The following is a 20342-nucleotide window of genomic DNA, read 5'->3' on the forward strand; positions in this document are numbered from 1 at the left end:
GGCTTTTCCAACCACGACAGGAAACGAAAAACGGGTTTGTCGATCGCATGACGTTCCGGACTCGATATTTCCGGACACTCGAATAGGCTCTTGATAGAGCTGGAGAATGGTCTTCAGCGAATTGTGAAGGGGGGCACTGTTGCCCCCTTCACCGAACTTAGTACTTCACCTTGCCCAAAATCACATCGCGGATCAGATCGAGAACCTGCTGCGAGCGGATGCCGATGCAAGCGATCTGGCTCGGCAGATTGTCCCAGTCGCCCGGCGGAAAGTGGCGGCCGGCCGGCTTGATAACCGTCTGACCATCGGCAATGCCGCCGCAGACGACGCGGATCGATCCCTCGATCGTGTCGAACAACTCGGGCGCCACGACATAGACGCAGGCGCAGCTGTCGTGAACCATCATGCCGTCTTCGACCGCATGCTTGTAGAAATCGATATAGGACTGTGACAGGTCGGCCAGGAGTTGCACCGAGGGACCGCCCGCTTTCGCCATATCAGCGAGATAGCTGCGGCCCATGGTCGTCACCGACGTCACGTCGAGACCGACCACGACCACCTTCCAGGCTGCCGTCATGACGAAGTCGGCGGCTTCTGGATCGCCGTGAATATTGGCTTCCGCGACCGGAGAAACATTGCCCGGTAGGTAGAAATTGCCGCCCATGATGACGACATCCTTTACGAGCTTGGCGATTTCCGGATCGTGCTTCAGTGCTAACGCCAAATTGGTCATGCGGCCGACAGCGACCAGGGTCACCTCGCCGGGATGGGCGCGAACCGTGTCGATGATGAACTGATAGGCCGGTCGCGGATCGGTCGGCAGGTCGATCGTCTCGGGCACGTCGATGTCGCCGAGACCGTTATGGCCGTGAACCATCGTCGGCCACGGGCGCTCGTGCCGCGAAGGATCGAAGGTAACGCTGGCGCCGCGCGCGACCGGGCACGGAATATCCCACTCGCGTTTGAGGAACAGCGCATTGCGGGTCGTGGTATCTACGGAGGCATTGCCGAAAACCGTCGTCACGCCGAGAAGGTCGATACCCGGATGACGATGCAAAAAGAGAAGCGCCATGGCGTCATCGACGCCAGGATCGGTATCATAAATGACCTTATGCATGATTTTTCCTTACCAACATACTGAATAAGCTTGATCTTTCGAAATTTACTTCGCTTGGGACCAGCGCATGGCCTACCGGCATACACGAGAACAGACGGCGGTGAAATGCCGTCGGGATCTCCTGCAGATCATTTGCGAGACTTGCATTGCGAATTCGCTGCTCAGGCAATCCTGGCGATCGCCGCCGTAGCAAAGCCGGACTTGATCTTGGGAAGCACGAGCTCGGAGTCCGGACCGGCGGCCGCCAGCGCCGCCGCTTCTGCGACGCCGTGACAACCGACATGCGCGAAAACAATCTCTGAGGGATTCTTCAGTCTGGGTGTCTCCCGCTCCAGTGCAGTCGCCTTGAAGAAGCGTGCCGGGAGACGAAAATGCGTGGCGGTCTCGAGGATAGCCGGTTCATCCATGCGCGTGTCGATCGATACAACAGCCAGAACCTGATCACTCCCGATTCCAGCTTCCTGGAATGCTCTTTCCGCAAGCATCCGCACTTCATTCCAGTCCGTGCCGCGCTCGCAGCCAAGACCCAGAAGATAGCGGCGGGTGGAATTGGCATATGTCGTCATATTCGCTCCCAGCAACATCGACCGATATAGCAGCTGTAGCGGGCAGCTTTCGACACGTCAATTTTGCCTGGTGTGTCCCGATAGCAATTGCCTTGCGGCGGGCGAAGTGCCAGAAGGCCGCTGATTTCCCGCCTCCGAGTTCCCACCTTGCCAGATATTACATTTCAACTCCTGCTTTTGCTCTTTGCCGCTGCGTTCTTCGCCGGTTTCGTCGATTCGATCGCAGGCGGCGGTGGGCTGATTACCGTGCCTGCCATGTTGTTGGCCGGTATTCCTCCGCTGCAGACCCTCGGCACGAACAAGGTGCAGTCGATCTGCGGCGCGGCTTCGGCAACCATCGCCTATGCCCGACAAGGACATGTCAAGCTTCGCGAGCAGCTTCCGATGGCGGCGATGGCTGTGATCGGCGGCATGCTCGGTGCGATGCTGGCGACCATCATGCCAAGCCAGGTGCTGCGCATCATCCTGCCCTTCCTGCTGATCGCAATCGCGCTCTATTTCGCCCTGAAACCCAATCTCGGCGATGTCGAAAAGCATCGGCGCATGAGTGCCGGACTTTTCGGCGTGACGTTCGTGCCGCTGATCGGTTTCTATGACGGCGCGTTCGGCCCCGGAACCGGCTCGTTCCTGATGCTCGCCTTCGTGACGCTCGCCGGCTTCGGCCTCTTGAAGGCGACGGCGCATACGAAGCTGCTCAATTTCGGATCAAATCTCGGCGGCCTGATCGTCTTCATCTTCTCCGGCGCCATTCTTTGGAAAGTTGGGCTGACGATGGGGTTCGGCCAATTCCTGGGCGCGCAGCTCGGTTCGCGGCTTGCCATGCGCATCGGCGCCAAGCTGATCAAACCGCTGCTCGTCATCGTCTGCATCGCCTTCGCGATCAAGCTGCTGGCAGACCCCACCCATCCCGTCAGGATCTGGCTCGGCCTCTAGAACGGGCCTTTGATTACCTCCGACGTAATTGATAGTACTTCCGTCCGCGCCGATGATCGCCCTGCCTGAACGGTTCAGGCGATCCAAAGGAGTTGACCGATGACCGACGCAAACACCATTGCTGACCGCTATATCGCCATCTGGAACGAGGCCGACACCGAACGTCGCCGTGCGCTCATTGCCGAAGCCTGGACGGAAGACTGCAGCTACGTCGATCCCATGATGCGCGCGGATAATCGCGAGCAGATCCACGCGCTGGTCACGGCCGCCCATGAGCGCTTCCCCGGCTTCCGTTTCACGCTCATCACCGAGGGCGAGCGCCACGGCGACAATCTCCGCTTCTCCTGGGGCTTCGGTCCGGCCGGCGCCGAGCCTCTCGTCAAGGGCACGGATTTCGCCATCCTCGAAGGTGAACGCCTGAAGTCCGTTCACGGCTTCATCGATCAGCTGCCGGCTGCCGCATGATGAACCCGGCCCGCTCTCTCGGCGACCATCTGCGCGAATGGCGGCAACGCCGCCGCCTGAGCCAGCTCGAATTCGCCCTTGAAGCCGATATATCGCAACGGCATTTGAGCTTCATCGAGAGCGGGCGGGCACTTCCAAGCCGTGAGATGCTGATGCATCTCGCTGAACGGCTCGACGTCCCCTTACGCGAACGCAATCCGATGCTTCTGGCGGCCGGCTTTGCCCCGGTCTTTCCAGAGCGCAAACTGGATGATCCGGCGCTTGCTCCGGCACGGCGCGCGATCGATATGCTGCTGAAAGGACACGAACCCTTCCCAGCTCTGGCCGTCGACCGACATTGGACGCTCATCGCCGCCAATGCCGCCGTCGCTCCGCTGCTCGCGGGGGTGACCGATGCCTCGCTGACCGAAGGACCAATTAACGTCCTGCGGCTCAGCCTGCACCCCCACGGCTTGGCGCCTCGGATCGCCAATCTCCATGAATGGCGGGCGCATCTGCTGGAACGCCTACGCCAGCAGATATCGGCGACAGGCGATTCAATCCTCATAAAACTGCTTGCGGAACTGTCCGCCTATCCTGCGCCAGCGACATCGAAGTCGGCGGCTCCGGAACGGGATTTCGCCGGCATCGCCGTACCTCTGGAGCTCGTCACCGAAGTGGGACATCTGTCGTTTCTGTCCACTACGACCGTCTTCGGAACGCCCGTCGATGTCACGCTGTCGGAACTCGCCATCGAATCCTTCTTTCCCGCGAACCCGCAGACGGCGGAAGCGCTGAAGGCGATGCTGCCGGGCAGCTAAACGTTCGCCAGGCGATCAGAACTCGACGCCCGGCTGTCCCTTGATGCCCGAGCGGAACGGATGCTTGATCAATTCCATCTCGGTGACGAGGTCGGCAATCTCGATCAGCTCTTCCTTGGCGTTACGGCCCGTCAAGACCACATGCGTCATGTAGGGCTTCTCATTCCTGAGGAATTCGATCACGTCGTTGATGTCGAGATAGTCGTAACGAAGCGCAATGTTGATTTCATCAAGCAGCACCATAGAATTACGCTCGTCGCGGATCAGCTCCTTGGCCTTTTCCCATGCAGCAGAGGCCGCTGCCACGTCTCGGGCTCGGTCCTGAGTCTCCCATGTGAAGCCCTCACCCATCGTATGGAACTGGCATAGATCGGAGAAATGCTTCTCGATCAGATCGCGCTCGCCGGTCCACATGGCGCCCTTGATGAACTGCACTACCGCACTGGGCTTCCCATGAGCGATGTGGCGGAAGATCATGCCAAAAGCGGAGGAAGACTTTCCCTTGCCCTTGCCGGTATGGACAATGATCAGACCCTTCTCATCGTTTTTGGTCGCCATGATCTTGTCGCGCGCGGCCTTCTTCTTGGCCATCTTGTCGGCGTGACGGGCGTCGTCGCTCTTCGGGGCGTCCGCGCCGGTTTCGGCCAATTCGTCGCTCATTGCATTCTCCCTGATATGATCGATTTCTGTGCCAGTGGGCCACCGCGCCAAAGATAGAGCGCGACGAGTGGCTGGTCTTCCGTGCGCATGGCGTGGCGGATATTCGAGGGGTGATGGATGATCTCGCCCGACCAGCGCGGCAGGAATGGCTGGGCATCCTTGCTCCACAGCGAGCCGTCGGTCAGCGGGATATAGATCTCCTCAGCCTCGTGGTGATGATCCGGATAGTGCACGCCGGGACCAAGCAGCAGGAAGCCGCCGGCCATCTCCTCGCTCGCAAAATGGCCGCGCGTGCCGAACAGCTCGACCCAGCCGTATCTTTCGAGGAAATCGCCGCCGAAGTCGGTGATGCTGTAGGTCTGGGCCCAATGCAGTTCGTTCGCGGCTTGAAAGAGCCTGTCGAACAGCACGCCTTCTGCACCCTCGCCCAACTGAGCATGCTTTCGAAGATATTGGACGACGGGCAAGTCGTGCATCGCAAGCGAGCGCTGTTGCGCCGGCCAGTCAAAACCTTCCGTGAAATGCTGCAGCATCCGATCGCTGCGCGACAGTAGGTAATCCCGAAAACCAACCAGAAGCTCGTCGATCACACTCATTCCGCCGCGTCCCTGCCCTTATCAAGGCTTTCGAGATCGAACCGCGCTGAATTGCTTCTCGGCGTCCAGAGCTGGCGATCGATCGCCTCAAGCAGACGTTCCCGCATCTCCCGAAGTGCTGCCGGGTTCTTCTCCGCCATGAAATCACGCACGCCTTGATCCACGACGAAGGCCTGATAGACGGCCTCGAAATGATGATTGCGCACAGCACCCGTCGTCGCGGCAAAGGCAAAGAGATAATCGACCGTTGCTGCGATCTCGAAGGCGCCCTTATAGCCGTGGCGCATGATGCCCTCGATCCACTTGGGATTGACGACGCGACCGCGCACCACACGGCCGATCTCCTCTTCCAGCGAGCGTATCACAGGCTTTTCCGGCCTCGAATGGTCGTTGTGATAGATCGAGGGACGCGCGCCGCCAAGCTGCTCGGCCGCCGCCGCCATGCCGCCCTCGAACTGATAATAATCGTCACTGTCGAGCAGGTCATGCTCGCGATTGTCCTGGTTCTGCACGACCGCCTGGATCGAGCGCAACCGCTCCTCGAAGACGCCGCGCTCGGCTCTTCCTTCCTCGCCGGCGCCATAGGCATAGCTGCCCCAGACGAGATAGGCTTCGGCCAGATCCGCGCGCCGTTCCCATCCCTTCTCATCGATGAGTGCCTGCAGACCGGCACCATAAGCCCCAGGTTTGGAACCGAAGACGCGATAACCAGCCCTGCGGCTGGCAGAGGCAGCGTCGAGGCCGGCAGCTTCGAGCCGCGCGATCTCACCGCGCATGCGCGCCGCAATGGGATTGTCAGCCGCATCTTCATCGAGCATACCGACAGCACGGATGGCCTTGTCGAACAAGGCGATCTGTTCGGGAAACGCATCACGGAAGAAGCCGGAAATGCGCAGCGTCACGTCGACACGTGGCCGCCGGAGCATGGCCGGCGGAATGATTTCGTAGCCGGTGACGCGGCGCGAGGTCATGTCCCAGACGGGCTTGACGCCGATCAGCGCCAGCGCCTGCGCGATATCGTCGCCGCCCGTGCGCATGTTCGAGGTTCCCCAGGCCGTCAGTCCGAAGGAAACGGGCCACTCGCCATGGTCCTGAACGTAACGGCGGATGAGCAGTTCAGCCGATTTGCTGCCAAGTTCATAGGCTGCCGGCGTCGGCACGGCGCGACTGTCTACCGAATAGAAATTTCGTCCCGTCGGCAGAACATCCGGCCGACCTCGCGTTGGCGCGCCTGATGGACCGGGTGGCACGAAACGACCGTCGAGGCCCTTAAGCAAGGCTGCGATCTCGGCATCACCGCAGGCGAGAATGGAGGGCTGCAGCTTTGCGGCGATCTCGCCGAGAACCATGCTGGTGTTTGGCCAAGTCTCGGGGCAGGCTATGTCGCCATTCACGAGTTTTGCGGCCAGCAGTTCGATACGCTCGACGGTGTCGCCCTGGGTGCGCCAGGGGGTATCGGACATATCTTGGAGGATTGATGGGCGCGGGCCGGTCCAGTCAGCGGCCATGTCGCAGTCAAGCGGGTCGAATGGTTTGCTGGGAGAGTTACCTCCCTCTGTCGCGAAAGCGACAGAGGGGGGTATGGCACGCTCCGAACCCTCAAAAGCATCTCTTGCAATCGCCCGCTGCAAGCTCTGATCGCCCCCCTCGCCCAGTCCGCGCGGCACCCTTGCCAGCGCCACCGTCAGATCCGTCAACAGCCGCCCGGAAGGCGAAACGCCGAAGATGTGCAGGCCGTCGCGGATCTGCATTTCCTTGAGGTCGCAGAGATAAGCATCAAGCTTGCGCAAGGCCTCGTCTTCACCCTCGCCCTTGGCGATGCCGGCATCCTGATCCAGTCCGATATCGGCGACGAGATCGAGTATCTGCTTGCGGAGCAGACGGATGCGGCGCGGATCGCCGCCCGAAGCCTCGTAATATTCGTCGACGAGCGCCTCCAGATCCTTCAGCGGGCCATAGCTTTCGGCGCGCGTCAGCGGCGGCGTCAGGTGATCGATGATGACGGCGCTCGTGCGGCGCTTGGCCTGCGTGCCCTCGCCGGGATCGTTGACGATGAAAGGATAGAGATTCGGCAGCGGTCCGAGGATCGCTTCCGGATAGCAACTTTCCGACAGTGCCAGCGCCTTGCCCGGGAGCCACTCGAGATTGCCGTGCTTGCCCATGTGGATGACGGCATGGGCATCGAAGGAGCGGCGCAGGAAGGCATAGAAGGCGAGGTAGCCGTGCGGTGGAACGAGATCGGGAGAATGATAGCTTTCCTTGGGATCGATGTTGTAGCCGCGCGCCGGCTGGATGCCGACAAGCACGTCGCCGAAGCGGGCGAACGGCAAGGCAAAGCCGTGATCGATCGCGTAAGGATCTAGCTCCGGCTCACCCCAACGCGCCGTGATCTCATCCTGAATCTGTTTGGGAAGCGACAGGAAGAAATCCTTGTAGTCGCTGAAGGAAAGCGTCTCGCGAACGACGCGGCCGTCATGCCCCGAATTTGTCGGACCTTCCGCTAAGTGCCGCATCAGTGCATCGCCGTCGGCAGGCAGATCGGCAACGCCGTAACCCTCGGCCCGCATCGCCTTCAGCACCTCGATGGTGCCGGCCGGCGTATCGAGCCCGACTCCATTGCCGAGCCGTCCATCGCGACTGGGATAGTTCGCCATAACAAGCGCAACACGGCGATCACCGGGCGGCGTGTTGCGCAGCCGCGCCCAATTGGCAGCGAGCCGCGCCGTATAGCGCATGCGATCCTCGAGCGGCTCGCTGGCGACGATATTGGCCTCGACCCTCTCGTCATAGCGGGCGGCCGCCTTGAAGGACACGGCTCGGGCGAGAACGCGCCCATCCACTTCGGGCAAAGCGACATTCATGCCGAGATCGCGCGCCGAAAGCCCCTGCGAGGATGCCTCCCACGCCTCCTTCGATGAAGCCGAGAAGATGGCCTGCAGAACGACGGCGTCGCCCGTTTCCAGCACCGTCGCCTGACGATCCGCGCCCGGCGCCGAAACGGCAAAGCCGGTGGCGTTGATGACCACGCCCGGTTTCAGCTCGGTAAAGACGCTTTCGAGAATGCCGACGGACACGGCGTCCTTCAGGCTATAGGCAAAGACCGGCAACGGCCGCATGCCCTCGGCAATGAGGGCCTCTATCATGGCCTCGACGGGTCTGGTTTCCGCGCTCTGAACCAGCGCGCGGTAGAAAGAAACGGCAACCGTCGGGGGTTCGAATCCTGCAGGGGTCACCACCTGTTCGAAAGCGATGTCGGCGTCCGACGACTGCTTCAAAGGAGAGTCTTGCCCCTCATCCGCCCTCCGGGCACCTTCTCCCCGCAAGCGGGGCGAAGGGGGAGCCGTGGCCTCGATATGCCCCCTCTCCCCGTCAATACGGGGAGAGGGCTGGGGTGAGGGGCAAGCTCTCCATTCGATTTCGAGCCCCCTCCACTCCTCGACGCCGATCACGCCTCGGCCCGGCCACCAGATCCCGGCCTTCATCAGGGGTGCAGCGGGCATAGGCTTCTCAGCGCCCGTGAGCATCGCCTCTGCATAGACAAGAAACGCGCGGGAATTCGCCTCCCCGCCCTCGATCAGATAGGACCAGAGCGCGTTGAGATCATCGAGCGCAACGTTGGAGAATGGCGTTAGCCCGGGATCCGGCTTCGAATCCCCCGGCAGCACCGCAATCAGAGCACCCTGGCGCGCTGCAGAAGCATGCAGCGCCTCCAGTGCATAATGGAAGTAACTTGCCCCTCCTAGCGCCCGCACGATGATGAGCTTCGCATGCCGCGCTGTCCTGTCGACATAGGTATCGACAGACATCGGATGCTTGAGGCTCATCAGGCTTGCAAGCCGAAGGGAACGGTCGCCCTCACCATGCGCCGCGGCAATCGCCGCAAGCTCGGTATCGGCAGCCGACAGAAAGAGGATATCGCCGGGCGACTGCCCAAGGTCGATCGCCTCCTCGCCGTCGCTGATCGTTCCCTTCTGTGCCAGGAGGAGATGCATGGATTTCCCTTAGGCCAGCGCCTCAATCGCCTTGCGCACGATCGTCTCGTCCATCTCGTGCAGACCGATCACCACGAGCCGGGTCGCGCGGGCTTCGCCCGGTGTCCAGGCGCGATCGAAATAGGTGTCGATGCGGCTGCCGACGGCCTGCACCTGCAGGCGCATGGGCTTGCCGGGGACATCGACAAAGCCCTTGAGGCGCAGCACGTCATGCTCCGCAATCACGCCCTTCAGCGCATCGACGAAAGCCACCGGATCGGCGATCGGGCCAAGTTCGACGACGAAGCTGTCGAACTCGTCGTGATCGTGCGGCGTGCCGTCCTCATGCTCCAGCTCGTGATGGGATTTGCGGTTGACAATATCGTCTTCCGTGCCGATTCCGAGGCCGAGCAGGATGGCGGCCGGCACATCGCCGTTCTTCGCTTCGATGATCGTCGGCTTGCGGCTGGTGCGTGAGGCAACTTCGGCGCGGACACGGCCGAGACCGTCGATATCGATCAGGTCGGTCTTGTTGAGCACGATCAGATCTGCGCAGGTCAGTTGGTCTTCAAAAAGCTCCTCGATGGGGCTTTCGTGGTCGAGCGAATCATCCTCGACGCGGGCAGCCTCGACGGCGTCGTGGTCGTCGGCGAAACGGCCGGCGGCGACGGCGGCGCTATCGACGACGGTGATGACGCCGTCGACGGTGACGTGGGTGCGGATGTCGGGCCAGTTGAAGGCAGCGACCAGCGGCTGCGGCAGAGCAAGGCCTGACGTTTCGATGACGATGTGATCCGGGCGCGCATCGCGCTCTAGAAGCTTCGTCATCGTGGGGATGAAATCGTCGGCCACGGTGCAGCAGATGCAGCCATTGGTCAGCTCGATGATATCGTCTTCGGTGCAGTTCTCCGCGCCGCAGCCCTTCAGCACGTCGCCATCGACACCGAGATCGCCGAATTCGTTGATGATGAGCGCGATCTTCTTGCCGCCGGCATTCTGCAGGAGGTTGCGGATCATCGTCGTCTTGCCGGCTCCGAGGAAGCCGGTGATGACGGTGGCGGGAATCTTTTCCTGGTTCATATGCATCAACCCTTCATTTTCAGCGGCAGGCCCGCTGCGATAAAATAAACTTCGGCACTCGCCGCTGCGACCATTTGGTGCAGACGGCCGGCATGATCGCGAAACGCGCGCGCCATGCGATTTTCCGGCACGATTCCCAAGCCCACCTCGTTGGAGACGAGAACGAGCCTCGATCGTGCGGTCGGCAGAAAGGCGGTCAGGGCGGCAAATTCCGCCGCCATGTCACGCTCGGCCATCATCAAATTGGTGACCCATAGCGTCAGGCAGTCGACAAGCACGGCTCGCCCCTCGGCATCGATGGCGGCAAGCTGACCGACAAGATCGATCGGCTCCTCATGCGTCTGCCAGAGATCGCCGCGGTCGGCACGATGCTTTGCGATGCGCTCGCGCATCTCGTCATCCCATGCCTGCCCTGTCGCCACATAGTGACGTTCAAGACCCGTGTCCGAAACCAGGGATTCGGCAAACCTGGATTTGCCGGAACGCGCGCCCCCAAGGACGAAGACTGCTCGGGAAGTCGAAAACGACATACGCTATGCCCGCTCCCACGCGGAATCGAGGGTCTGCAGCACATCGCTGGAACCGGAAGACGGGCGCCTACACGCCGAAAACTCGTCTTGCGCCATGACAACCTCCGTGCTGGCAGCGGAACTTACGTCCCAGAACAGGCTCTGTGCCCGGCACGCATGGCAGGTCTCCTGGCTCGCGGATAAGGCGCCGCGACGGGGGCAGACCGAAACCGGTCGCCCCCAATCGTGCACAAGCGGGTCTTTCTCGCCTTCCCGGCAATGCATCATGAAAAGGCGGACGATTCGTAGAATAAGAGGCGTCCAGCCCCGGTTAATCATGATGCCACGCCAGTGGCTTTTTCGACTTGAGCCTGTCCCGCCCCGTTCGCCCCATGCGAACCATCAACAGAACAGGCTTCGAACCGAATGAAAGACCCTGACCGCTCTACAGTCGCGGGGTCGGCTGTGATGAGAACGCCCGGATTGGGTCCGTCCCTTCACATTCCCTTTTCATCCCATGCGGCAGATCGCCGCTCAGGAACCATTCGTTATGCCGGCAATGATTAGGCTTTCACTTACCTCAAGTCAATCAAGGGCATGGATGCGACCTGCGCCGTCCCGATTGCGAAATCGGCGGAAAATTCTCATGAAACCAGCGGCTTTTTTGCCGTATTTCTTTGATGTTAGGAGTTTATAGAGGGTAAGCTCTCACATTCGAGTAAAACGTATCGTCCGTTTCCCATGCTGCAGAAATTCCAACCGCGACGCCTCGGCGTCTTCTCGGCCCTATTCGATCTCGGTCGCTTCAGGGCATTGCTGCGCCGTGGCGAATTGGGACTTGTCTTCGCCGGAGCGCTGGTAGGCATAGTATCCGGCTGTGCGGTCACGGCGATGAGCTATATCTCGCGCAAACTTCACAGCGTCATCTATGGCATAACCGACTACGAACGCTTGAGTTCGGCGGCAATGGCAATTCGGGACAAATCGGTAGTGTTCATCGCACCGATCGCAGGTGGCATCATTCTCGGCATACTGCTCTACATATTGTCCCGCACACGCAAAAAGCCGATGGTCGACCCGATCGAAGCCAATGCGCTGCACGGCGGTCGCATGTCGCTCACCGACAGTATCATCGTTGCCGTGCAGAACCTGATCTCGAATGGATTCGGCGCCTCTGTCGGACTTGAGGCCGGCTACACGCAGATTGCCGCCGGCATCGCCTCCAAATTCGGCTACAAGATGCAGATGCGCCGCGCAGACCTGCGCATGCTCGTCGGCTGCGGCGCGGCCGGCGCCATCGCCGCTGCGTTCAACGCGCCGCTCACCGGCGCCTTCTACGCCTTCGAGCTGATCATCGGCAGCTATTCGATCGTGACGCTGACACCCGTCGTCGTTTCGGCGCTGATCTCGACCATGATCGCAAGATTGCTTGCCGGCGACGACTTTGCCATCGATATCGATCACTTCGGGGCGATCGTGCCGGCGGATTATCTTCCGGCCATCCTACTCGGCGCCTTCTGCGCCGGTATCGGCATCCTGATCATGCAGGGCGTCGCATGGGTCGAGGAACTGGCGCGCAAAAGCTCGATCGCGCCGCCTTTCCGCCCTGCGCTTGGCGGCTTGGTGGTGGGAACACTAGCGTTGATCTCGCCACAGGTTCTGTCTGCCGGCCACGGCGCCCTGCATCTTAACCTATCGGCCGATGTGACGCTGAGTGCACTTATCGGCGTCTTCATCCTGAAGTCCCTGGCATCAGCGGTCTCGATCGGCTCCGGCTTCAGAGGCGGTCTCTTCTTTGCGTCGCTGTTCATGGGTGCGCTGCTCGGTAAGATCTTCGCTTATTGCGCACCTTATTTCGATCACGCCACGCTGACGCCGGCCGTCTACGCAGTCGTCGGCATGAGCTCGCTTGCCGTCGCGATCATTGGCGGGCCGCTGACCATGACCTTCCTGGCGCTCGAAATCACCGGGGATTTCCCGATCACCGCCCTGGTTCTGGCGGCGGTCATCACCTCCTCGCTGGTGGTGCGCACGACCTTCGGCTACTCCTTCGCCACGTGGCGCTTCCATTTGCGCGGCGAGAGCATCCGCAGCGCTCACGATGTCGGCTGGATCCGCAACCTGACCGTCGCCCGCATGATGCGCCCCGATGTGCATACGGCCAGCATCGACATGAGCATCGAGGAATTCCGCAGGAATTTCCCGATCGGCTCGGCGCAGCGGGTCATCCTGGTTGACAAGAACGAAAAATATTCCGGATTGGTTCTCGTACCCGACGTCTATGCGAGCCCCGTCGAAAAGGATGACGAGGAACACGGTCTTTCCGATTTCATCCAGCTGCGCAATGAATTTTTGCAGCCGCAAATGAACGCCAAGCAGGCAGCAGCCATGTTCGAGCAGACGAAGAGCGAAGCGCTCGTCGTCGTCAACGACCTCATCGAACGCAAGGTCATCGGCCTGCTGACGGAGAGCTATACGCTGCGTCGCTACAGCGAAGAACTCGACCGCCGCCGCCGGGAAGTCTCCGGCGAACTCTAGGCGACCAGACCGTCGAGCCAGGCGGGATCGAGCACAGCTTCCAGCTCTGCTGCAACTTCGTCCAAAGCCGCGTCGACGCTGGCGCGATAGTTCATGCGCTCGCCGGAAAGGCCGAAGCTTGCCAGCAACTTTGCCCGATAGCTGTCACTGCTGAAAAGGCCATGCAGATATGTGCCCATGATGCGACCATCCGGTGATACGGCTCCATCAGGCCGCCCGTCGATCATGGCCGATGGCCGTTCGCAGTCCCGGCCCCGCGTCACGCCGAGATGGATTTCATAGCCCGATAACGGCACATCATACTCTTTGGAGACGGCAGTGCTGTTGCGCACGGTCTTTTCCGGCGCCATCTCCGTCTCGATATCCAACAGGCCCAATCCCGGCGTCTCGGTCACCGATCCTTCGATGCCAAGTGGATCATGGACCATGTGGCCGAGCATCTGGTAGCCGCCGCAAATGCCGATGACGCGGCCGCCGCGGCGAACATGCGCGGCTATATCGCGGTCCCACCCCTGCTCGCGCAGATCAAGGAGATCACCGATCGTAGACTTCGAACCCGGCAGCACCACGAGCGCTGCATCGGCAGGCAAGCGCTCTCCAGCGCGGACGAACACCAAATCGACATCCGGTTCGGCCCGCAGCGGATCGAGGTCGTCGAAATTGGCGATGCGCGACAGCACGGGTACGGCGACCTTGAGCGCGCCAGAGGAACCCCGAGCAAGTCGCTCCAATACGACCGAATCCTCCGCCGGCAGGCGCGCCGCCGCCTTCAGCCAGGGGACGACACCATGGCAGTGCCACCCCGTGAAGCTACCAATTGCCTCGATACCCTCAGCGAAGAGGGAGACATCGCCACGGAACTTATTGATCAGATAGCCGCGGATCATCCGCCGATCTTCCTCCGGCAAGATATGGTACGTGCCGACCAGCGACGCGATCACGCCGCCGCGGTCTATGTCGCCGACCAGCACGACGGGGACATTGGCGCGTGTCGCAAAGCCCATATTGGCGATGTCGCCGCGCCGCAGATTGATCTCGGCAGGCGAACCCGCCCCCTCGACGATGACGAGATCAGTCCCCGCCCGCATCGTGGCGAAGCTTTCGAGCACCGCGCCGAGCAATTGCGGCTTGAGCGCCTGATAGTCCCGGCCCTTGGCTTGGCCCCAGACCTTGCCCTGCACGATGATCTGGCTGCCGGTTTCCGATTGCGGCTTCAACAACACCGGATTCATATGAACAGATGAGGGAACGCGCGACGCCAGCGACTGCAGCCACTGGGCGCGTCCGATTTCGCCGCCATCTTCGGCAACGGCGGCATTGTTCGACATGTTCTGTGGCTTGAACGGGCGCACTCTCACGCCCCGGTTTGCGAACAGCCGACACAAGCCCGCGACTAATACCGTTTTTCCGACATCGGAGCCGGTTCCCTGCAGCATGATCGCTCTCGTCATTCCTCACCACCTTGATATGCTACAGCCACTGAAAACGCTGGATTCTGCCTTGATTTTGCCGCGATCTCCGTCCCTCGGAGCCCACCGACACGATACAAAAATGCATCATCGTCCGACATGCTCTTTTTGCGACATTGGATGACGATTTCATCCATTGTGAGTTACGCGGAAGAGGACTATCTGCATCGTGAAAACAAACAACGAAACCGGCCGGTCCGGGTCGGAGGATACCCCAATGCTTTTCATCTTCAACAGACAGAATTCCATCCAGATCGCCTGGAACGGCAAGCTTCCGGCTCACCGCCCCGAGAGCCGGCTGCAGCAGCTCGATACGCGCTTCGGCACGGTGGGCTTCATCCGCACGTATAATGTCGGCTGATAGCGCGTCAAGCCGCCAGTCCAACACACGAGAAGCCGCCATGCGATAGCATCGGCGGCTATATTTTTGCTCAATGTCGGGATCGGAGCGGATTGCCGCTCTCACACAGAAAACTGTCTTGTAACGGCGCTCTTTAAAGCGCGAAAACCGCGCGATCCAGAGATCGACACGGTTTGCCAAAAACGCCGGCTTCCCTGCACATACACCGCAAGGTTCGCATTCCCCGGTACGCTATACCTGATCCAGGGAAGCAGCGGTTGTCCCCCGCCACGCATCGATTGATAAACCGACATCGTTACTGGAGGGTTATTAAGTGCTTAAATTAGAGTGAATCTGAAAATTTTTTGAAAATTTTCCGCTTTGCGTTGAGAAATCGCAAACGACGCAAATGAGATATAAAACGTCTTCCAGGGACACGATATTTGAGCACCATTCAAATCCGCCTGGGTGGCAAAGCTTTGAGCAAGCCATGTGATGGACGTTTTACAGCCATGAATGGCAGAAAATAGGCTAATTCAGGCGCTTAATTAAGCTTCTCCAAGAGACACGATAACGTCCATCGGACGACCGGCTGTTGATTTCTTCATCCAAATCCTTACGCTGCCTGATGTCGATGCAAAGAATGCCCGGCCGCGATAAAGTTCAGCGGTCGCAAAAAGACCAGATGCACGACGGCAGCAAAGGGGACCGTACGGGCGTCGTCAGCGGCGTATGAACGGTTGCAATTGGACCGCGCTGACAGGGGATCGACAGAAATCGAACGCATTAGGGTCGATTTCCGCAACGTAACGAAAAATTGGGAGACGATATCAATGAAGAAGCTTCTCGCTTCAGCCATCTTCGCATTCGGCGCCTATGCTTTGGCTGGCTCGGCGCACGCTGCGGATTGCGGCAGTGTATCCATTGCTGAAATGAACTGGGCATCCGCAGGCGTCGCCGCGCAGGTCGACAAGATCATCCTGCAGAACGGTTACGGCTGCAATGTCACTCTGGTAACCGGCGATACACAGCCGACCTTTGCCTCCATGAACGAAAAAGGTCAGCCTGACGTCGCACCAGAGCTTTGGGTAAACGCTGTGCGCACCGCGCTCGACAAGGCCGTATCCGAGGGCCGCTTGATTGTGGCCGCACCGCTTCTGAGCGACGGCGGCGTCGAAGGCTGGTGGATTCCGAAGTTCCTCGCCGACGCCCATCCGGACATCAAGACCGTTCAGGACGCCCTCAAGCATCCCGAACTCTTCCCTGCGCCCGAAGATCCGTCCAAGGGTGCCGTCTATGACTGCCCGGCAGGTTGGAACTGCCAGATCTCCACGACCAACCTCTACAAGGCTCTTGGCGCCGACAAGCTCGGCTTCACGCTTGTCGATACCGGCTCCGCCGCAGGTCTCGACGGTTCGATCGCCAATGCCTTCGAAAAGAAGACCGGCTGGCTCGGTTACTATTGGGCTCCGACAGCCATCCTCGGCAAGTACGAGATGGTTCGCCTGAGCTTCAACGTGCCGCATGACAAGAAGGATTGGGATGCCTGCACGTCGCAGCAGGATTGCGCCAATCCGAAGGTGAACTCCTATCCGGTTTCGGACGTCTATACCGTCGTGACCAAGGACTTTGCCGCAAAGGCCGGCATCGCCATGGACTACATGAAGACCCGCAAGTGGGATAACGCCACGGTCGGCAAGGTTCTCGCCTGGATGACCGACAATCAGGGTACGAACGAGGACGGCGCCAAGTACTTCCTCAAGACCTACCCCGATATGTGGACCAAGTGGGTCGCTCCGGACGTCGCCACCAAGATCAAGGCATCGCTCTGATCCATGTTGCTGAATCGGCGGTGGCCTCGTGCCTGCCGCCGATTTCATATTCGCGCAGAACACCTCAAACGACGCTCATACCGACAGTGCGGCTCGGCACAAGGTCGCAACGAGTGCAGATTGATGGTGGCGAATATAGTAAGAATGCAAGGGCAGCCTGAAGAACCGGTCGCAGCGCTGCAAGCCATCCGCACGTGAAGGCCACACGGGCGGAGCGGGACAAAACCGGACCAAGAAGGGGAAATACATGGCTATTCAGTGTACGATCCTGCCGAATGTGCTCTGCAACTTTCCGGCAATAGATGAATCGCTCATACGCCTCGCGCGCAAGAATATCGACGACGGCTTCAGGGCGTCCGTACGCGCCTACGGCACTCTCATCGATGCCATCGTGCAGCCGCTGCAATGGTTTCTGAACTATCTCGAATGGGCATTTACCAATACGCCCTGGTTCATCGTGCTCATCGTGATGATGCTCGTCGTCTATGCAGCAAGCCGCAACCTGAAAATTGTTGCCGGCACCGCGATCTCCATGATCCTCATCGGCGTCTGCGGCCTCTGGACCGACACGATGATCACGCTCGCGATGGTAACGGTCTGTACGCTGATCGCCATCGTCATTGGCCTGCCGATCGGCATATTGATGGCGCGCTCAGACCGGCTGCAATCGATCGTCAATCCGATCCTCGATGTCATGCAGACCATGCCGAGCTTCGTTTATCTGATCCCGGTCGTCGTCATCTTCGGCATCGGCAAGGTGCCGGGTCTTATCGCCGTCGTCATCTATGCCGTCCCACCGATGATCCGCCTGACCAATCTCGGCATCCGCCTCGTGGACAAGGAAGTGCTGGAAGCCGCCGACGCTTTCGGGTCGTCGCATCGCCAGAAGCTGTTCAACGTGCAGATCCCGCTCGCACTGCCCACCATCATGGCCGGCATCAACCAGACCATCATGATGTCGCTCGCTATGGTCGTCGTCGCCTCCATGGTCGGCGTCGGCGGGCTCGGCCGAAATACGCTGCAGGCGATCAACAATCAGTTCTTCACCGTCGGTTTCCTCAACGGTTTCGCACTGGTCGCCATCGCCATCATTTTCGACCGAACGAGCCAAGCCTATGGCAGACGGCTCCAGAAGCACTCGGAGGTCATCCATGGCTAGTCACGCGATCCAGATAAAAAACCTCTACAAGATTTTCGGCCCTCGCGGACGCGACTATGTCGACCAGGTCAAGAACGGCTTGGGTAAAGCCGAACTCAACGAGACGCATGGTCATGTGCTCGGCCTGCAGGATATCAACATCGACATGCCGGCCGGCGCCATCACCGTCGTCATGGGCCTTTCCGGCTCGGGCAAATCGACGCTGATCCGTCACATCAACCGCCTGATCGAGCCGACCGCCGGCGAAGTGCTCTATGACGGCGTCGACGTTTGCAAGATGAACGAAAACGACCTGCGCGAATTCCGCCGCCACAGAACGGCGATGGTATTCCAGAAATTTGCACTGCTGCCGCACCGCACGGTGATCGAGAATACGATCTACGGCCTGGATATCCAGGGCGTGCCGCGCTCCGAAAGCGAAAAGAAGGGTCAGTATTGGATCGAACGCGTCGGACTGAGAGGGTTCGAAAGGCACTATCCGAACCAGCTTTCCGGCGGCATGCAGCAACGCGTCGGCCTTGCCCGGGCGCTGACGAACGATGCCGACATCCTGCTAATGGACGAAGCCTATTCGGCGCTCGATCCGCTGATCCGCGTGGATATGCAGACGGTGCTGCTCGATCTGCAGAAGGAGTTGAAGAAGACTGTCGTCTTCATCACCCACGATCTCGACGAGGCCCTGCGCCTTGGCGATAAGATCGCAATCCTGCGCGACGGCAAGGTCGTGCAGCAGGGCACCGGTCAGGAGATCGTGCTGCAACCTGCCGACGACTATATCACGGCCTTTGTTAAGGAGGTGAACCGCGGTCGCGTCATCCAAGCTCAGACAATCATGAAGCCGCTTTCGGGCGAACCCAGCGGCACGCGCGTGCCTGGCGACATGACGCTGGAAGTCGCCGCCAAGCAGATCACCGAGGCGGGCCAGACAGGAGCCGTCGTCACGGATGCGAGCGGCAAGCCTATCGGCACGATCGATCTGCAAAGCATCATCGCCGCCATGGTCACGCCCACGACACACGACACGGCAGAAATGGCAGCAGCCTGACGGCGCGATTTTCATCTCAAGTGACAAAGCGCCCTTACGGGGGCGCTTTTTCTGTCTTGTTGCCGCGTCGACATATGGGGCAGCCATCTTGTCGTTGTGTTCACATAAAGAAATGTTTATATCTGCATTTGACACTCTTTAGAGCCGCCGCATCCGAGGACACACTATGACCGTCGCCACCAATCCCTTGACCGATCTGCTTGCCGAAAAAGGCGTACTGCTTGCCGACGGCGCAACCGGCACGAACCTCTTTGCCATGGGCCTGGAGGCCGGCGAAGCGCCCGAGCTCTGGAACGAACAGCATCCCGACCGGATCACGAAACTGCATCAGGATTTCGTCGATGCCGGCGCCGACATCATCCTCACCAATACCTTCGGCGGCACGCGCCATCGCCTCAAGCTTCATCATGCTCAGGATCGCGTGCACAGTCTCAATAAGACGGCGGCCGAGATCGCCCGTGCCGTTGCCGACAAGGCCGGCCGCAAGGTCATCGTCGGCGGCTCGGTAGGGCCGACGGGCGAGTTGCTGATGCCGCTCGGCGCCTTGACCTATGAAGACGCCGTCGCAGCCTTCGTCGAGCAGATGGAAGGCCTTCAGGCCGGCGGTGCCGATGTTGCCTGGATCGAAACCATGTCTTCGCCGGACGAGATCCGCGCTGCTGCCGAAGCCGCTGCCAAGGTCGGCTTGCCCTATACGTATACCGGCTCGTTCGACACGGCCGGCAAGACGATGATGGGCCTACACCCGAAGGATATTCATGCCGTCGCCACCGATATCGGTGCAGGGCCGCTCGCGGTCGGCGCCAATTGCGGCGTCGGCGCATCTGATATCCTGTCCAGCCTCCTCGACATGACGGAGGCAGACCCGGCCGCCATCGTTATCGTCAAGGGTAATTGCGGCATTCCCGAATATCGTGGCGCAGAGATCCATTATTCCGGCACACCGCCGCTGATGGCCGACTATGCCCGTCTCGCGCGCGATGCCGGAGCCAAGATCATCGGCGGATGCTGCGGCACCTCCTGCGGCCATCTGGCCGCCATGCGGGAGGCGCTGGACAGCTACGTGCCTGGCGCTCGCCCGACGCTGGAGACGATCATCGAGCGGATTGGCCCCATGCGCAACAAGACGGCCAACGAAGGCGGCGCCGCTCCGGCGCGTGAGCGTCGCCGGCGCTCCTAAGCAATTTAAGGAAAGCCCGACAACCGAGCTTCCCCCTGCGAATCGGGTATTTTTGCCTTGAGCCTTGGTCGGCACTGCCGAC

Annotated in this window: 17 protein-coding genes and 1 riboswitch; of the genes, 9 read left to right on the forward strand and 8 right to left on the reverse strand. The window is 60.3% G+C overall.

The window, feature by feature from the left end; genetic code table 11:
- Window positions 1–157 precede the first annotated feature (157 nt).
- The gene (locus tag ACK83U_RS08360; protein ID WP_112605499.1) at window positions 158–1117 is read right to left on the reverse strand and encodes a nucleoside hydrolase; all 960 of its coding nucleotides are present in this window, start codon (window positions 1115–1117) and stop codon (window positions 158–160) included.
- Between the two features lie 161 nt (window positions 1118–1278).
- Entirely contained in the window at window positions 1279–1683 is a 405-nt protein-coding gene (locus ACK83U_RS08365; protein ID WP_112605496.1) for a cobalamin biosynthesis protein, read from the reverse strand.
- 147 nt (window positions 1684–1830) lie between these two features.
- On the opposite strand from ACK83U_RS08365, the gene ACK83U_RS08370 reads away from it, so the two are divergent.
- The 3 genes from ACK83U_RS08370 (at window position 1831) to ACK83U_RS08380 (ending at window position 3881) form a co-directional block, all read left to right on the forward strand.
- Window positions 1831–2616 (forward strand): TSUP family transporter, encoded by a 786-nt coding sequence (locus ACK83U_RS08370; protein ID WP_112605493.1) that lies wholly within the window; start codon window positions 1831–1833, stop codon window positions 2614–2616.
- Window positions 2617–2715: 99 nt separating this feature from the next.
- A complete protein-coding gene (locus ACK83U_RS08375) occupies window positions 2716–3081 on the forward strand; it encodes a nuclear transport factor 2 family protein (RefSeq protein WP_112605490.1) in 366 nt (121 codons plus the stop codon).
- Window positions 3078–3881, forward strand: a complete 804-nt coding sequence (locus tag ACK83U_RS08380; RefSeq protein WP_112605487.1) for a helix-turn-helix domain-containing protein — start codon at window positions 3078–3080, stop codon at window positions 3879–3881. The genes ACK83U_RS08375 and ACK83U_RS08380 overlap by 4 nt, the downstream gene beginning before the upstream one ends.
- 15 nt (window positions 3882–3896) lie before the next feature.
- Here the strand turns inward: ACK83U_RS08380 and cobO are convergent, their stop codons facing one another.
- Genes cobO through cobU form a run of 5 tightly spaced genes read right to left on the reverse strand, consistent with a single transcriptional unit; the run spans window position 3897 to window position 10718 of the window.
- The gene (gene cobO, locus ACK83U_RS08385; protein ID WP_112334620.1) at window positions 3897–4541 is read right to left on the reverse strand and encodes a cob(I)yrinic acid a,c-diamide adenosyltransferase; all 645 of its coding nucleotides are present in this window, start codon (window positions 4539–4541) and stop codon (window positions 3897–3899) included.
- On the reverse strand, window positions 4538–5137 hold the full coding sequence (locus tag ACK83U_RS08390) for a dimethylsulfonioproprionate lyase family protein (protein WP_112605484.1): 600 nt from the start codon (window positions 5135–5137) through the stop codon (window positions 4538–4540). The genes cobO and ACK83U_RS08390 overlap by 4 nt, the downstream gene beginning before the upstream one ends.
- Complete coding sequence (gene cobN / locus ACK83U_RS08395) at window positions 5134–9129, reverse strand: cobaltochelatase subunit CobN (protein WP_112605481.1); 3996 nt, start codon at window positions 9127–9129, stop codon at window positions 5134–5136. The genes ACK83U_RS08390 and cobN overlap by 4 nt, the downstream gene beginning before the upstream one ends.
- A gap of 9 nt (window positions 9130–9138) precedes the next feature.
- The gene (gene cobW / locus ACK83U_RS08400) at window positions 9139–10188 is read right to left on the reverse strand and encodes a cobalamin biosynthesis protein CobW (RefSeq protein WP_112605686.1); all 1050 of its coding nucleotides are present in this window, start codon (window positions 10186–10188) and stop codon (window positions 9139–9141) included.
- 5 nt (window positions 10189–10193) lie between these two features.
- Entirely contained in the window at window positions 10194–10718 is a 525-nt protein-coding gene (gene cobU, locus ACK83U_RS08405) for a bifunctional adenosylcobinamide kinase/adenosylcobinamide-phosphate guanylyltransferase (RefSeq protein WP_112605478.1), read from the reverse strand.
- Between the two features lie 140 nt (window positions 10719–10858).
- Window positions 10859–11258: riboswitch (cobalamin riboswitch) on the reverse strand.
- A gap of 180 nt (window positions 11259–11438) precedes the next feature.
- Here cobU and ACK83U_RS08410 point away from each other — a divergent pair.
- Window positions 11439–13235 (forward strand): chloride channel protein, encoded by a 1797-nt coding sequence (locus tag ACK83U_RS08410; protein WP_112605475.1) that lies wholly within the window; start codon window positions 11439–11441, stop codon window positions 13233–13235.
- Here the strand turns inward: ACK83U_RS08410 and ACK83U_RS08415 are convergent.
- The gene (locus ACK83U_RS08415) at window positions 13232–14686 is read right to left on the reverse strand and encodes a cobyric acid synthase (RefSeq protein ID WP_112605472.1); all 1455 of its coding nucleotides are present in this window, start codon (window positions 14684–14686) and stop codon (window positions 13232–13234) included. The two genes, ACK83U_RS08410 and ACK83U_RS08415, sit on opposite strands and share 4 nt — an antisense overlap.
- Before the next feature lie 235 nt (window positions 14687–14921).
- On the opposite strand from ACK83U_RS08415, the gene ACK83U_RS08420 reads away from it, so the two are divergent.
- From ACK83U_RS08420 to bmt, 5 genes are all read left to right on the forward strand, one after another.
- Entirely contained in the window at window positions 14922–15065 is a 144-nt protein-coding gene (locus tag ACK83U_RS08420) for a hypothetical protein (protein WP_015340209.1), read from the forward strand.
- 812 nt (window positions 15066–15877) lie between these two features.
- Window positions 15878–16876, forward strand: a complete 999-nt coding sequence (locus ACK83U_RS08425) for an ABC transporter substrate-binding protein (RefSeq protein WP_112334614.1) — start codon at window positions 15878–15880, stop codon at window positions 16874–16876.
- Window positions 16877–17123: 247 nt separating this feature from the next.
- A complete protein-coding gene (locus tag ACK83U_RS08430; protein WP_112334613.1) occupies window positions 17124–18035 on the forward strand; it encodes an ABC transporter permease in 912 nt (303 codons plus the stop codon).
- A complete protein-coding gene (locus ACK83U_RS08435) occupies window positions 18028–19080 on the forward strand; it encodes a quaternary amine ABC transporter ATP-binding protein (protein WP_112605470.1) in 1053 nt (350 codons plus the stop codon). Before ACK83U_RS08430 ends, ACK83U_RS08435 begins: the two co-directional genes overlap by 8 nt.
- Window positions 19081–19246: 166 nt before the next feature.
- The gene (gene bmt, locus ACK83U_RS08440; protein ID WP_112605467.1) at window positions 19247–20260 is read left to right on the forward strand and encodes a betaine--homocysteine S-methyltransferase; all 1014 of its coding nucleotides are present in this window, start codon (window positions 19247–19249) and stop codon (window positions 20258–20260) included.
- Window positions 20261–20342 lie beyond the last annotated feature (82 nt).

The organism is Rhizobium sp. WW22, from assembly GCF_047041135.1.
Classification (GTDB): Bacteria; Pseudomonadota; Alphaproteobacteria; order Rhizobiales; family Rhizobiaceae; genus Rhizobium.

Excerpts from the sequence above, each read along its gene's own strand:
- cobW (WP_112605686.1), bottom strand. The coding sequence starts at position 10,188 with ATGAACCAGGAAAAGATTCCCGCCACCGTCATCACCGGCTTCCTCGGA.
- ACK83U_RS08420 (WP_015340209.1), top strand. The coding sequence starts at position 14,922 with ATGCTTTTCATCTTCAACAGACAGAATTCCATCCAGATCGCCTGGAAC.
- ACK83U_RS08415 (WP_112605472.1), bottom strand. The coding sequence starts at position 14,686 with ATGACGAGAGCGATCATGCTGCAGGGAACCGGCTCCGATGTCGGAAAA.
- ACK83U_RS08430 (WP_112334613.1), top strand. The coding sequence starts at position 17,124 with ATGGCTATTCAGTGTACGATCCTGCCGAATGTGCTCTGCAACTTTCCG.
- ACK83U_RS08360 (WP_112605499.1), bottom strand. The coding sequence starts at position 1,117 with ATGCATAAGGTCATTTATGATACCGATCCTGGCGTCGATGACGCCATG.
- bmt (WP_112605467.1), top strand. The coding sequence starts at position 19,247 with ATGACCGTCGCCACCAATCCCTTGACCGATCTGCTTGCCGAAAAAGGC.
- cobU (WP_112605478.1), bottom strand. The coding sequence starts at position 10,718 with ATGTCGTTTTCGACTTCCCGAGCAGTCTTCGTCCTTGGGGGCGCGCGT.
- ACK83U_RS08365 (WP_112605496.1), bottom strand. The coding sequence starts at position 1,683 with ATGACGACATATGCCAATTCCACCCGCCGCTATCTTCTGGGTCTTGGC.
- ACK83U_RS08380 (WP_112605487.1), top strand. The coding sequence starts at position 3,078 with ATGATGAACCCGGCCCGCTCTCTCGGCGACCATCTGCGCGAATGGCGG.
- ACK83U_RS08390 (WP_112605484.1), bottom strand. The coding sequence starts at position 5,137 with ATGAGTGTGATCGACGAGCTTCTGGTTGGTTTTCGGGATTACCTACTG.
- cobO (WP_112334620.1), bottom strand. The coding sequence starts at position 4,541 with ATGAGCGACGAATTGGCCGAAACCGGCGCGGACGCCCCGAAGAGCGAC.
- ACK83U_RS08375 (WP_112605490.1), top strand. The coding sequence starts at position 2,716 with ATGACCGACGCAAACACCATTGCTGACCGCTATATCGCCATCTGGAAC.
- ACK83U_RS08425 (WP_112334614.1), top strand. The coding sequence starts at position 15,878 with ATGAAGAAGCTTCTCGCTTCAGCCATCTTCGCATTCGGCGCCTATGCT.
- cobN (WP_112605481.1), bottom strand. The coding sequence starts at position 9,129 with ATGCATCTCCTCCTGGCACAGAAGGGAACGATCAGCGACGGCGAGGAG.
- ACK83U_RS08410 (WP_112605475.1), top strand. The coding sequence starts at position 11,439 with ATGCTGCAGAAATTCCAACCGCGACGCCTCGGCGTCTTCTCGGCCCTA.
- ACK83U_RS08435 (WP_112605470.1), top strand. The coding sequence starts at position 18,028 with ATGGCTAGTCACGCGATCCAGATAAAAAACCTCTACAAGATTTTCGGC.